This window comes from Halobellus sp. LT62 (assembly GCF_037031285.1).
Taxonomy (GTDB): Archaea; Halobacteriota; Halobacteria; order Halobacteriales; family Haloferacaceae; genus Haloquadratum; species Haloquadratum salinisoli.
In genome coordinates this window covers 1,732,035-1,745,041 of sequence record NZ_JAYEZO010000001.1, presented here as the reverse complement: position 1 = coordinate 1,745,041, position 13,007 = coordinate 1,732,035, and the positions used below count along the sequence as shown (strand labels likewise).

General features: G+C 66.0%; 10 protein-coding genes. 4 read left to right on the top strand and 6 right to left on the bottom strand.

Translation table 11 applies throughout. The features are described from left to right. Positions 1–11: 11 nt before the first annotated feature. Positions 12–935 (bottom strand): glycosyltransferase family 4 protein, encoded by a 924-nt coding sequence (locus U5919_RS08470; RefSeq protein ID WP_336023554.1) that lies wholly within the window; start codon positions 933–935, stop codon positions 12–14. A 4-nt stretch (positions 936–939) separates the two neighbouring features. Beyond that, on the bottom strand, positions 940–1,944 hold the full coding sequence (locus U5919_RS08465; protein ID WP_336023553.1) for a GNAT family N-acetyltransferase: 1,005 nt from the start codon (positions 1,942–1,944) through the stop codon (positions 940–942). Between the two features lie 201 nt (positions 1,945–2,145). Between U5919_RS08465 and U5919_RS08460 the strand changes: the two genes are divergently transcribed. Continuing rightward, positions 2,146–2,403 (top strand): DUF5789 family protein, encoded by a 258-nt coding sequence (locus tag U5919_RS08460; protein ID WP_336023551.1) that lies wholly within the window; start codon positions 2,146–2,148, stop codon positions 2,401–2,403. Here the strand turns inward: U5919_RS08460 and U5919_RS08455 are convergent. From U5919_RS08455 to U5919_RS08440, 4 genes are read right to left on the bottom strand one after another with little or no spacing between them, the layout of a single operon-like run. Further along, positions 2,382–3,347 (bottom strand): polysaccharide deacetylase family protein, encoded by a 966-nt coding sequence (locus U5919_RS08455; RefSeq protein ID WP_336023549.1) that lies wholly within the window; start codon positions 3,345–3,347, stop codon positions 2,382–2,384. The genes U5919_RS08460 and U5919_RS08455 overlap by 22 nt on opposite strands. Further along, positions 3,340–4,470 (bottom strand): DUF354 domain-containing protein, encoded by a 1,131-nt coding sequence (locus U5919_RS08450; protein WP_336023546.1) that lies wholly within the window; start codon positions 4,468–4,470, stop codon positions 3,340–3,342. Before U5919_RS08450 ends, U5919_RS08455 begins: the two co-directional genes overlap by 8 nt. Beyond that, a complete protein-coding gene (locus tag U5919_RS08445) occupies positions 4,467–5,975 on the bottom strand; it encodes a nucleotide sugar dehydrogenase (protein ID WP_336023544.1) in 1,509 nt (502 codons plus the stop codon). The genes U5919_RS08450 and U5919_RS08445 overlap by 4 nt, the downstream gene beginning before the upstream one ends. After that, positions 5,975–6,586, bottom strand: coding sequence for a DapH/DapD/GlmU-related protein (locus U5919_RS08440; protein WP_345786335.1), 612 nt, complete (start codon positions 6,584–6,586; stop codon positions 5,975–5,977). Before U5919_RS08440 ends, U5919_RS08445 begins: the two co-directional genes overlap by 1 nt. 474 nt (positions 6,587–7,060) lie before the next feature. On the opposite strand from U5919_RS08440, the gene U5919_RS08435 reads away from it, so the two are divergent. The 3 genes from U5919_RS08435 to U5919_RS08425 all read left to right on the top strand — a co-directional run bounded on the left by U5919_RS08435 (position 7,061) and on the right by U5919_RS08425 (position 12,962). Continuing rightward, positions 7,061–8,689, top strand: a complete 1,629-nt coding sequence (locus U5919_RS08435) for an alkaline phosphatase family protein (RefSeq protein ID WP_336023541.1) — start codon at positions 7,061–7,063, stop codon at positions 8,687–8,689. Beyond that, a complete protein-coding gene (locus U5919_RS08430; RefSeq protein ID WP_336023538.1) occupies positions 8,686–9,681 on the top strand; it encodes a GNAT family N-acetyltransferase in 996 nt (331 codons plus the stop codon). The genes U5919_RS08435 and U5919_RS08430 overlap by 4 nt, the downstream gene beginning before the upstream one ends. Positions 9,682–9,953: 272 nt before the next feature. Then, positions 9,954–12,962: a PKD domain-containing protein gene (locus U5919_RS08425; protein ID WP_336023536.1), complete on the top strand. Its 3,009-nt coding sequence runs from the start codon at positions 9,954–9,956 to the stop codon at positions 12,960–12,962. Positions 12,963–13,007 lie beyond the last annotated feature (45 nt).

Below are 13,007 nucleotides of genomic sequence, written 5' to 3'. Positions count from 1 at the left end.
CGTTCCAGCCCTCACGCCGCGTCTACAGCCTGCTCGAACACCGATTCGAGCCGGTCAAGCTGTCGCTGCAGGCCGATCTCGGCGATCGCCTCGCGGCCATCGGAGCGCTCTCCCGCGCGGAGAGTCTCCGCGAGCGCGGCGGCGAGCGCGGTATCGTCGTCGCTGACCGCCGAGCGTGAGATCGGCTCCAGTCGCTCCGCGAGATCGCCGACGTCGGTGGCGATCACCGGAACGTTACACGCCATCGCCTCTTTCACCGTGTTCGGCGACCCCTCGCGCTTCGACGTGAGCAGCACCGCGTCCGCGGCGTTCATCAACACTGGCATCCGGCTGTGTTCGACGTCGATCGCCACTCGGAGTTCGATCGGTCGGTCGACGCGCTCGCGAGCGATGTCGACGACGCGCTCCGCGCGCTCGAAGTTCTTCAACGGGCGGGAGGGGCGGTACGGGAAAAGCACCTGATAGGCGTCGTCGTCCCAGCCTACCTCCCGTCGCGCGAACGACTGCGGCAGCGGTCGGAACAGTTCGAGGTCGATCCCGTGCGGGATCACGTGCGTCGGACGATCGAGGAGCGCGGCCATCTCCGGTGACATCACGATCACCTCCTCTGCGAACCGCGCGCAGTACCGCGAGAGCCACCCGTACGTGCCCATCAGATCGCTCCCCCAAAGCGAGAGCACGGTCGGCAGTGATGGTTGCGCGACCGCCGGCGGTGCGCTCAGACCGTAGTTCGCGTGGACGAGGTCGTAGTCGCCGAACGAGGCGGCGACGACGCGCGGATAGTACTTGGCGTAGGTCCACGGCGACCGCCCGGACTCCTTCGAGCGACCCGGCACGGCCACCGTATTGACCTCGTGACCGCGCTCGGTGAGCCCGGCGCACTGCTGGCGGTAGAACCGCGAGTGACTGTTGGTGACGAGGCTGAGCACCCGCATCGAATCACCGCACGAACCGCTCGTAGACGCGCTTTGCGACGTCCATACGGTACCCGTTCGTATCGACGGAGTGATACGGGATCAGATCGCCGCCGAATTTGCTCTTGTAGCGACAGAGCCGCTCGGTGTTGGCTCCGTGCAGGTCGTAGAATCGGAGGGTCTCTACCGGCGGATCCCGAATGATGTCGTCGATCACGCGCCAGTGGAGCAGGCTGTTCACGGCGACGCCGTCGTGAACCGTCCGACTGCCGCCCTGCCAGAAGTACGCGTCTTGGGGGGAGTACAGGACTGTGACGCCGGTGAGAAATTCGCCGTCACCGTCTCTGGCGACGTAGACCCTCGCGTACTCACCGAGTGCCGTGAAGAGGTCACGGACGTACGGCCACGTCTGGGGGAAGGTCTCGCCCTGTTCGGCGTATCGGTCGCGCGTGTCCTCGAAGATCCGCTTTACGGAATCGATCCCTTCGCGATCGACGCTGAGATCTAACTCGCGGGCGTCGTTCACCTCGCGGCGGAGACTCTTACTCGCGGTCGAGAGCACCGATTCTGGTTCCCGGCCGGCGAGATCGAGCCGATAGGTGAATCGCGTCCCGACGTCGAAGTCGGCCCAGCCGAACGGCCGGGGATCGCTGAATCGAGAGTGACACACCATCGAAAACAGTGTCGTCGAGGCGGTGAGACCCAGTTCGTCGATGACGAGTTCCGCGAAGGTCTGGTTCACTTTCTCCTGTTTCCGACGCTTCGGACTCGCTGGCATCAAAACCGGACCGAGGCGGGGAACGCCCATCCCCGGCGGCGGTGAGGTCACGACCCGGCCCACCGCGTGCTCTCGAACGAAAACCGGGATCAGTGCCGTCGGTCTGTCGCCTTTGAATCCGCCGAGTAACTCCATTTGCCCGGGCGTGTGATCGTCGAGCACGGACAGCGCCTCCGGGAAGTGGAACACCTCGAATCCGGTTTTCGGGAGTGCGTCGTCCCACTCCGATAGCGAGAGCCGTTCGAGTTCCATTGGGTGTATCCTCCGGTCTCGGAGGCTTTGTTAACTCGCTCATACTGTCATATCACCTGCACGCTCTCGGCGCATACGACGACCTCTCGTCGACGGAGTCGTGTGATTAGCTCGTTCTCGCCCGCACTACCCCGGGCGAGTCCGCCCTCGAATCACTCTCCGACGGAGCAGCTTCAAGTATCGTGTCGACGTACGAAAGGTATGGGCAGAGAAGTGAAATTCAGCCACGTCAGAGAGGCGCTCGAAACGCTGGAGTATCCGATCGACCGCGCGAACGCGGCCGACGAGTTCGCAGACGTCACGCTCCTGTTGGCGGACGGCTCGGAGAACTTCGGCGAGCTGATCGAAGAGACGTCGAGCGACAGGTTCGAGTCGGCGGAGGACCTCGAATCGGAACTGCACAACACGCTCCCCCGCGAGGCGGTCGGCGAGCCGTATCAGTCCGAGGGAGACGCGTGACCCGCCGTCGACGAGGGGTGATCGAGCCGTTCGTATAACTCCCCGGGGGGCCCGACCCACGCGTCGAGTTCCAGCGCGCGCTCGATTAACCGCTCGTAGAGCGGGCCGTACGCCGGCGTGTCCTCGCAGAAGAACCGCGGATGCCAGAGCACGCTCATCACCGCACCGTTCTCTCGGGCTTCGAGGAGGAGCGATTCGACGACCTCCCACGCGGCCTGCGGATCGCGGTCGATGGGCAACGCGATTTCCATCGCGGTCAGCGGGAACACGACGAACGAGTCGTCGAAGGGACGCACGATCCCATAGCCGTGCTGGAACCCGTACTCGACCGACGATCCGAGAGACGTGTCGTAGTCGAGACCGATCGCCGAGTGGTGTCGCCACGTATCGGGCACCGAGAGGTTGAGGTGATGCTGTCTGATTCCGGAGACTTCCCGACCCAACACCGATTCGAGGCCCCGTTTCTCGGCGCGAAGCCGCTCGCGGTCCCGGTAGGAGTCGTAGGACCCGTGTAGCCCGATCTCCCACCCGCCCGCGTCGAGGTCGTGGATCAGATCGATGATCTTCGGATCGGTGAGCTCGTATCGCCCGGCATAGCGCATCCACGACTCCGGGCTGAGGAGCTCTCGCCGCGGCCGGTCGGTGAAGAGCGACTGCTCGTCGAGGAAGTTGAACGAGGAGCGGACGCCGAGGTCGGACTCGATCGCTTTGATCCGATCGAACGACCAGTACGGATTCCGCCCCGGAAGCAGCGATTTCAGTTGCGAGAGCTTCCCTTGACTAACCGCGTAGTAGATCGACTGATACGTCTTGTACGGACGGTCGACGTCGTGCGTGAGACAAAGCGCGAACGACTTGCCCTCGGGGACCTGTCGCCGACGACGGGCCTCGACGCGTTCCCTGACACCGTCGTCCGCCGCGGTTGCCGACTCGATCTCAGTCATCGCCCTCTCCTCGCGGGACCGCTCGCGCTGGTTCGTCCTCCAGCCCTCGGTGTCGCCGGGCGCTCACGTCGGTCTCGCGCGGCGCGTCCGTCGCGACCGAAAGTGTCGTGTCGACGATGTAGTCGGTGAGGTCGGGTTTGTCGGCGACGTAGTCGTCCCGTCGCCGCTGCCACCGACGCTCGGCGTTCGGATCTTCGAACAGCGTTACTGCGCGCTCGACGGCGCGATCCTCCGCGGGGACCGATTCGACGAGGCCCGCCTCGGCGAGCACCTCGAAGTTACTGAACTCGGTTGTCTCCGCGTACGCGCCCGACCTGATCGTCGGCGTGCCCAAGAGGCCGGCCTCGGTCGCCATCGTGTTCGAGTCGGTGACGAAGAGCGACGCCTCGCTCAGGAGGTCGTGCATCAGCGCGGGCGGAACGGGAACCGGCTCCGCGTCGGTTTCCGTCGGGACCGCTCCCTCCGAGGAAACGTACACCGCCGCGTCCGCGGATAGTTCGTCGACGAGCCGTCGCTTCGCGGCCGCCGAGATGCCTGATAAGCCGACGTCGTGATGCGCGCCCATCTCGACGAACCGAAGGACTACGTACGGCTCGTCCGGGTTCACCCCAAATTCGCGCAACCGTTCGCGGTTCGGTTCGAACCGATCGGGGTGGAGGTACGCCAACTCTTGGACGCCGTCGTGGCGATCGTGCGACGCGCCGAAGTCAGCCTCGAACGTCGATGGCGTGCAGAGTCGGTCGGTGAACGGTGCAAGGAGACTCGCCAACCGGTTCGTCCCCTCGTGGTCGTGAAACGCCACCGACCCCGCCCCAACCATCGCCGCGGCGTGCACCGCTGTCGGGCTGAGTCGGCTCACGATCACGTCGGGATCGAAGCGGGCGGCGAACCGCAGCGTCCTCACATCTCGGAGGACCCACTCGGAGAGCAGCGCCGCCTTCCGGACTCCCTTCTCGGAGAGGACCGTGTGTTCGATGCCGTACGCGTCGAGCAGGTCGGTCGTGATCTCCTTCTCCCGCGAACTGACCGCGACGGTGTTCCCGTCGGCGACGAGTTCCCCGATCGCGTGTCTGAACAGGTGCACGTGCGCCGGATGCGTGACGTCGAACTGGACGCGGCTCATCGCTCGCTCCGGTCGCCCCCCTCCCGACTCGCGGCACCGAGGTCTCCCCCGTCGAAAACGGTCGCAGTTCGATCTGTCCCGTCGGATCCGTGACTCACCGCTTCCGAATCGCTGCGTGTCGTGTTTTCAGCCGCGCCCGCTTCGGCTGCTACCGTCGCCCGCGCTCTCGGGGACCCGATAGCGTACTCGGCGTGCGCGGTCCCGTCCAGACCGAGGGCGTCGTGACAGTCGACGACGACCGTCGGCTCGACGTTCGCCCAATCGATCGACGTGAACTCCTCGTGCGGCGTCACGACGACGATCGCGTCCGGATCGAGATCGAGGCCCTGTCGCAGTGAGACCGGTTCGGCGGCAATTTGGTCGGGACCGTCGACGACCGGGTCGCTGCTGTAGACGTCCGCGCCGTACTTCGCCAGCCCCTCCGCGATCGGCAGGGCGGGGCTGTTCCGCGTCTCCGCCACGCCGGGACGGTACGTCGTCCCCAGGAGGAGCACCGTCGCGTCCGCGGTCTCGACGCCGGCGTCCGCCAGCGCGTCGCGCACGAGGTCGACCGTGAACGCGGGCATCGACTCGTTGACCGCGCGTCCGACTCGCGTGAGGGGGCTTTCGACGTCGAACGGCGAGAGCAGGAAGTGTGGGTACACCGGGATACAGTGCCCGCCGACGCCGGGCCCCGGCGAGAGGATGTTGGCGTGGGGCTGACTGTTGGCGGCGGAGATGGCGTCTCTGACGTCGATGGCTAGCTCGTCTGCGTACCGGGCGAACTCGTTCGCCAGCGCGATGTTGACGTCGCGGTAGACGCCGCTGAACACTTTCGTCGCCTCGGCGGTCGTCGCGTCCGGGAGCGTGATGACGTCGTTTTCGGTCACTTCGTCGTACAGCAGCGCGGCGACCCTAGTGCTCTCGTCGTCGACGCCGCCGACGACTTTCGGGTACGCCTCCCTGATGTCCGTCAGCGCGCGTCCGCTGAGTGTCCGCTCCGGGCAGAACGCGACGCCGAACGAGGCCGGGTCGAGGCCGCTGCGACCGGCCAGCCGCGGGACGACGACGTCCTCGCACGTCCGCGGCGGCACCGTCGATTCCAGACAGACGGTGTCGCCGGGATCGAGCCCCGCGGCGATGTCGCGTAGCACCGACCCGAGCGCGGATAAATCCACCTCGTCGGAGTCGTCTAAGAGCGTCGGCACGACGATGACGTGCACCGCCGCGGACTCGGCGGCTTCAGTGGGGTCTGACACCGCTCGCAGTCGGTCCGCGGCGACCATTTCGGCGACGAGCTCCGGCAGCCCGGGCTCCCCCGTGACGTGACACTCCCCGTGCCGAACGGCGTCGACGACGTCTTGGTCGACGTCGGCACCGATCACAGAACCCGTCACGTCCGCCAGCACCGACGCGACGGGCAGGCCCATCTTCCCCAGCCCGTACACGGCAATCGGAACCTCTCCGCTCACCAAGGCGTCTCGCTGCGCTGACGGTGTGAGATCGGACTCGTAGAGTCCGGTCATCAGAGCTCGTTCCTCCCGTCGAGTTCGGGGGGGAGCGGCCGGTGTCTCGCCGGCGCGCCGACCGCGAGCGTTTCCGGGGGAACGTCCTCGGTGACGACTGCCCCGGCCGCGACGAACGCTCGTTCACCGATCGTGACCCCCGGTAACAGCGTCGCGTTCGCCCCGACGCTGACGCCGTCTTTCAACGCCGGCCCAACCAGCTCGACGTCGGTCCGAGCGGGGTAGGGATCGTTTGTCAGCACCGCCCGTGGGCCGACGAACACGTCGGATCCGATCGACGTTTCGCTGGGGACGTAGACGCCGGTCTGGAGGCTCGTCCGATCGCCGATCGTCGTGGTGCCGTCGATCACGGTTTTCGTCCCGACGAGCACGTCGTCGCCGATCCACGTGTCCTCGCGGACGACCGCGTCGTGCCCGGTCGTGAAGTTCTCGCCGATCCGCACGTCCGGATAGATAACCGTCCCCGAGCGGATCCGCGCCCCAGCGCCGATCACCGTCGGGGCGTCGCTGTCGTCGCCACCGATTCGCACGCCGTCGTCGATCTCGGTGTCGGCGTCGATCCCGGTGTCGGTTCCCACCGCGTCCGGGCGGGAGTCGTTCGACTTCGTCATCTGCCCGCGTGCGGTTGACTGCCGCTCGATGCCCGACGATCGGTGGCTCTACTCCGGTTCGGTTTACTCAGGTTGTAACTGCGTCTCATAGCGGTGGTAACTGCGCTAGATCGTCCGTCCGCGACGGTGTTCCAACCGTCGGGTGATCTGTCGGACCATCTCCGCTGGAGCACTTTGTTATGCGATACGTTCCGCCGTAGCGCCAGACTTCGACGCAGTCGGGGGTTTACCAGAGAAGCTAATTTCGCGGTACACAGCCCTACAGAATCGTTTTCATCGATGTCGATCTTTCCGTTTTCCCCGTGATCGCGCGGTCTCCGACTGCTCACCTGCAACCGACGACACTCCCAGATCGGCGAGGTCGGTTTCGCCGTTGGTCGACTTCCGAGAGGCACCGCGAAATCCGTGCATCCGACGACAGATTCGGGCGTATCGTGGGGCTAACAAAGCCGAACTGTGTGCGATTTCCGGCGTATGTCTGAGACAGGTGCAGCGGGTCCCCGAACGCTCGTGATCGGGATCGACGCGCTCAGCGGGGACGTGCTCTCCCGACTCTCTCGCGGGACCGTGCCGACGATCGAGTCGATTTTGGCGTCGGGAGCGAGCGGTCCGCTCGAATCGCAACTGCCGCCGTGGACGCCGAGTGCGTGGCCGTCGATTTACACCGGTGTCAACCCGGGGAAACACGGCGTCTACGGGTTTCTTCGGTTCGACGGCTACGACTGGGACGTGGTCAACTCGACGGACGTCAGAGAGCGGACGCTCTGGGATCTCTGTTCCGCACAGGGGCTCACGAGCGTCGTCGTGAACGTGCCGGTCACGCATCCGCCCTCGTCGTTCGAGGGGGCGTTGATTCCGGGCTACATTGCGCCGGAGGACCCCGAGTGCCACCCGTCCGGGCTCCTCGAGGAGGTCCGAGACGCGATCGGCGAGTACCGACTCTACAACAGGCAACTCCGCGAGGGGGCCTCGAAAGACGAACGCGTAGACGGCTACGAGGAACTGATCGGAATGCGCGGGAAGGCGTTTCGCTACCTGCTCGACCGGGAAGACCCGGAGTTCGCGTTCGTGCAGTTCCAACAGAGCGACACCGTCTTCCACGAGTTCCCCGACGGCGACGCGCCAGATCGGGTGTACGCCGCGATCGACGCGGAGGTCGAAGCCACGATAAAGGCGTTTCCGCCCAAGACGGTCGTGATCGTCAGCGATCACGGGATCGGCCCCTGCTCGGGTTATGAGGTCCGTCCGAACGTGCTCCTTCGTGACCGCGGGTACGTCGAGACGACCACCGACGGTGAGAAACCGTCGTGGTCGAAGATCTCGACGGAGCGGCTCCGGACCGGTGACACCGGCGAGGTCGCGTCCCCCGACGACTCTTCGCTAGCCATCCGAGCCCTCGCCGCCGCGGCGAACGTTGGGATCACCAGCCAGCGGATCGAAGCCGTTCTGCGGCGACTCCGACTCGACGGACTCGTGTTACGCGTCGTTCCGCCCGATCTCGCCGCGGCCGCCGAAGAGACGGTCGACTTCCCGGATTCGACGGCGTACCTCCGCGATCGAATCGAACTCGGACTCCGACTCAATCTCGAAGGACGCGAGCCCGACGGGACGGTGAGCCCCGACGAGTATCGGGACGTCCGCGCCGAACTCATCGAGACGTTCGAATCGCTTCAAACGCCCGAGAGCGAGCCTGTTTTTGATGGTGTGATCCCGCGCGAAGAGGTGTTTCACGGCCCCTACATCGAGGAGGCCCCAGATATCATACTCGTCCCGAGGGAATTCGAGCACACGCTCTCGGCGTCGCTCCGCGAGGATACCTTCGGCTCGCCGCGCGAACCGTGGACACACAAACGCCACGGCATCATCGGCGTCGCCGGATCGGACGTCGAGTCGGAGACCATCGAGGGCGCACACCTGTTCGACGTCGCTCCCACGGTTCTGGCGACGCTCGGCGTTCCCGTCAGTGACCGGATGGACGGGACGGTCCTCCCGATCGTCGAGCCGCCCGGAACCGAATCGTATCCGCCTTACCGCGGTGAGACCGTCGCGACGGACGACGCCGACGTCGAGACGCGTCTGGCGGATATCGGATATCTAGAATGAGTATCGACGTCCGCACCCTCCACGACGACGAAGCGTGGAACCGCCTCGTCGACCGCGCCGGCGGAGCCACGCCGTTTCACCGCCGCGAGGCGCTTGACGTCTTCGCGGACCACACCGGGACGACGTTACACCCGCTCGTCGGCTACAAGGGAGAAGAACCCGTCGGCCTCTTGCCGATTTTCGAACTCCGGAAGGGTCCGCTCACGGCGGCGTTCTCCCCGCCACCGGGGCGGAAGATCCCGTATCTCGGCCCCGTCGTACTGCGAAAGGCCGGCGCGAAACAGCGCACTCACGAGAAGTCCCACCGCCGATTCGTCGATGCCGCGCTCGCGTACCTCGACGACGAGATCAACCCTCGCTACGTGAACGTCCGCCCACCGGTAGCGTACCACGACCCGCGTCCGTTCCTCTGGACGGGGTTCGACGCGACGCCCCGGTACACGTATCACGTCGACTTGGACCGACCGACCGACGAGATTCTCTCGGCGGTCAGCAGCGATCTCCGATCGAACGTCCGAAACACCGACGAAACGAGCTATCAGATCGACACTGTCGGTCGCTCCGGTATCTCCCACGTGGTGGAGTTCGCCCAAGAACGCCACGCCGAACAGGACGTCTCCTACGGCGTGACCGTTCCCTTCGTCCACGATCTGGCGCGCGCGCTCCCCGAACACTTGGCCGCGTACGTCTGTACCGCGGCGGGCGAATTCGCCGGCGGCGCGATCGTGCTCGTCGACGACGACACCGTCTACCGCTGGCAGAGCGTCGTCGACGTCGAGTCGCCGGTCCCCGCACACGACCTCCTCGATTGGCACCTCATCGAACGGGGGATCGAACGCGGTTGCGACCGCTACGACCTCGTCGGTGCCAACAACCCCCGCCTCTGTGAGTACAAATCGAAGTTCGCGCCCGACGTCGCGCCGTACTACGAACTGACTCGCAGCCCCGTTCCGCGGTCGCTCGTCGCCGCGGCGTACGACTGGTTGCGGTAACGGCCCGTAAACCCCTCGCTACCGTCCTCACCCGCTGTTTCACCGAATATAACAATGCCCACCGGACGGCGTTTGTACGCCTACGACCCCACCGTAGACGGTTCAGCAAATCATACTATGTTTACAGACACCGTTACACGACGACCGTCGGCAGCGATCCCCGTCCGTTCCGAGACTCGCCCATCAGGTTTTGCGACTCGCTCACCCGTGAGAAAACGCGCTCGAACCGCGGTGACAGGCCTCGGTGAGGCGTTCCATTCGGAGACCCATCGATGACGCGACCGAAACAGCGGGCCGAGAGCAACGGTTCGTCGGAACGGTCGTCCGGTATCGGGACGGTCCGCGCACGCTGGCTCGTCTTCGGTGTGCTCGCGCTCGTTCTCGCGGTCTCGCTTCTGTCCGGCGTCTCGCTCGCGAACGAGCACGGCACTGTCGCTGTCGAGCAGGACGGCGTCTGTCGCGTCGTCGATCCCGTATCGACAGATCAGACCGCTGCGGAATTCTACGATTACACGGGCGGATCCAGTCCGTATAGCTCTCACGGCACGGTCCAATACCAGCGGAACGACACGAGCATTCTCCTGTTTCACGACGGTCCCGACGGGCTCAGTCTCGTCGTCGTTCACGATCGGTACCCCGGCGATGCGAACGATTCGGGAACCGACGGCGGCGTTGCCTCCTTCGACGTGAGCGGGCTGCCGACGGAGGGCGAATGGACCGTCGAGGACGACGACTACGACGACCAAACCGATCAGTTCAGCCACGAGGGTACAGAGAGTGAACTCGATTGGGTCTGGTCGGACGGCCGTAACGACGGCGCGGCGTTTACCGGCTTGGAACCGGGCTCGACGATCCGAATCGACCCGGCATTCAACGAGGACGCCACGCTCGAACGGCAATTCGAGGGGGAGCAGGGCGTGATCTCCTCGTGGCAGGCGATCGACAACACCGAGGACGGGTTCGAGCGCCGGGAGCTATCGAGCCTCAGCGCTCCGGTGTACATCTGGGTCGGCTCCTGTGAGGAGCGTCCCGGTCCCGACGCGTCGCTCGACGTGACGCCGTCGGCCACGGGCGTCGGTGACACTGTCACGCTCGACGCGTCGGCGACGACGTCGGTGCGCCCGATACGGGAGTACCGCTGGGATCTGACTGGCGACGGGACCGCCGATTCGACCACTGCGGAACCGACGCTCGAAAACGCCTTCAACAGCCCGGGGACGTACGACGTCTCGGTCACCGTCGTCGATGAGGCGAACGGCACGGGGACGGCCAACGCGTCCGTGTCCGTCGGTGCGGGCGGTGCGCCCGCGGCCGCGCTGAACGTCACCGACAACGCGACCGTCGACGAGACGGTCCTGTTCGACGCCAACGCCAGTACCGTCGACGAACCGCCGGCGACGTACGAGTGGCGCGTCGACGGCGAGACGGTGACGACGACCAACGGGTCGACTCTCGAGTACACCTTCGAGTCGTCGGGCGAGCGGACGGTCGAGGTGGTCGTGACTGACGCCATCGGCCGGACCGGCGAGGCGACCGCCGAAGTGGCGGTTAACGAACCCCTCTCTGCGGCGCTCTCGGTGCCCGAGGATCCGGTCGCCGTCGGGGAGCCGGTCACGTTCGATGCGGGCGAGTCGACCGGTGACGTGTCGTCGTTCGCGTGGTCGTTCGGGGACGGAAACGAGTCGACGACCAACGAATCGACCGTCGAACACAGCTACGACTCGGCGGGTGAGTACACGGTTTCCCTGACGGTCAGCGACGCAGGCGGTGACACCGCGGGGGCGACCGGGACAGTGCTGGTCGAAGAGCCGAGCCCGACGGCGGCGATCGACGCGCCGGACGAGGTGACGGCTGGCGACACCGTCACTGTCGACGCCAGCGACTCGGTCGCCGCGGCGGGCAACCTGACTTACGAGTGGCAGGTCGACGGCGAGACGGTCGCGAACGGGTCCGACCCCGCGTTCGAGGCCCAGTTCAACGACTCGGGAAGCTACACCGTCTCGGTCGTCGTCACCGACGGCACGACCCGATCGGACACCGCCTCGACGGAGGTGTCGGTCGCGCCGGCGCTGACCGCGGTGATCGAGACGCGACCCGCCCAACCGACGATCAACGAGTCGGTGACGTTCGACGCGAGCAACTCGACGGGCGAGATCGACAGCTACGAGTGGACGCTCGTCGACGCCGAGCGCTCCGACGGGAACGAGTCCGACAACGAATCGGCAAACCGGACGGCTGAGGGCTCGGCCGTTACACACACGTACGGTGCGTCCGGGAACTACACGGTGATCCTGACTGTGACCGGAGGTGACGAGACGTCCACTGACTCGACGACGATATCGGTCGACGAGGAGACGGACGACGGGAACGACGGAGAGGACGGCAACGACGAGAGCGGCGGAAACGACGGGACTGAGGGGGGTAACGACGACAGCGACCCCGGCGGAGATCCGGGCGGGGGTCCGCCGAGTAACGGCGGATCCGGTGGCGGCGCGCCGAGCGGCGGTGGTTCGAGCGGTGGCGGAGGGGGAGGATCGAGCGGTGGCGGCTCCAGTGGCGGCGCTAGCACTCCCGAACCTGCCGGACCCAACTTCACCGTGACGGATCTCGAGGCCGCCGCCGCCGTCGTCGACCGTCCCTTCGAGATCACCGTCACCGTCGGCAACACCGGGGACCTCGAAGGTAACACGGAGATCCCGATCACGGTCGACGGCGACGAGCGGGAGACGATCTCTGTCTCTCTCTCGCCGGGTGAGAACGTCACGCGAACGGTTACGACGACCGTCTCGGAGTCGGGGACCGTCGATATCGAAGCCGGGAACCGAACGACGACAACGTCGGTCGCCCCGGCGGAGGTCGATCTCGAAGTCACGGCGATGCAACTGCAACGCGATCGCATCGCTGTCGGTGACGACGCGGTCGTTCTCGCGACGGTCCGAAACGACGGGACGATCCCCGGCGAGTACCGCGCGGAGCTCGCGGTCTCCGGGTCGCTGTCGGCGGTCGAGGTGGTCCGAGTGATGCCGGGCGAAACCGAACGAATCAGGCTCACACAACGGTTCGAGGCCCCGGGAACCTACAACGTCTCCGTCGCTGATCGGTCCGCGGAGCTCACCGTCGAGGGCGACGAGACCGGTGGCGACGCGGGCGACGACTCCGGTGCAACGGCAGACGGTCCCACGGAAACGTTGGGGGCCGTCGACGGGTTTGGAGTCTTCACCGCGATCCTCGCCGTGGCACTCGCGACACTGGCAGCCGTCAGTCGGTCGCGATCGTCCTGACTCGAAAAAAAGTTGGTTTCTCGGCGCGATACCGTCTCGCTCGGG

What these genes read in the sequence shown, in the direction of transcription:
- U5919_RS08470 (WP_336023554.1), bottom strand. Translation starts at nt 935, where the DNA reads ATGCGGGTGCTCAGCCTCGTCACCAACAGTCACTCGCGGTTCTACCGC.
- U5919_RS08465 (WP_336023553.1), bottom strand. Translation starts at nt 1,944, where the DNA reads ATGGAACTCGAACGGCTCTCGCTATCGGAGTGGGACGACGCACTCCCG.
- U5919_RS08460 (WP_336023551.1), top strand. Translation starts at nt 2,146, where the DNA reads ATGGGCAGAGAAGTGAAATTCAGCCACGTCAGAGAGGCGCTCGAAACG.
- U5919_RS08455 (WP_336023549.1), bottom strand. Translation starts at nt 3,347, where the DNA reads ATGACTGAGATCGAGTCGGCAACCGCGGCGGACGACGGTGTCAGGGAA.
- U5919_RS08450 (WP_336023546.1), bottom strand. Translation starts at nt 4,470, where the DNA reads ATGAGCCGCGTCCAGTTCGACGTCACGCATCCGGCGCACGTGCACCTG.
- U5919_RS08445 (WP_336023544.1), bottom strand. Translation starts at nt 5,975, where the DNA reads ATGACCGGACTCTACGAGTCCGATCTCACACCGTCAGCGCAGCGAGAC.
- U5919_RS08440 (WP_345786335.1), bottom strand. Translation starts at nt 6,586, where the DNA reads ATGACGAAGTCGAACGACTCCCGCCCGGACGCGGTGGGAACCGACACC.
- U5919_RS08435 (WP_336023541.1), top strand. Translation starts at nt 7,061, where the DNA reads ATGTCTGAGACAGGTGCAGCGGGTCCCCGAACGCTCGTGATCGGGATC.
- U5919_RS08430 (WP_336023538.1), top strand. Translation starts at nt 8,686, where the DNA reads ATGAGTATCGACGTCCGCACCCTCCACGACGACGAAGCGTGGAACCGC.
- U5919_RS08425 (WP_336023536.1), top strand. Translation starts at nt 9,954, where the DNA reads ATGACGCGACCGAAACAGCGGGCCGAGAGCAACGGTTCGTCGGAACGG.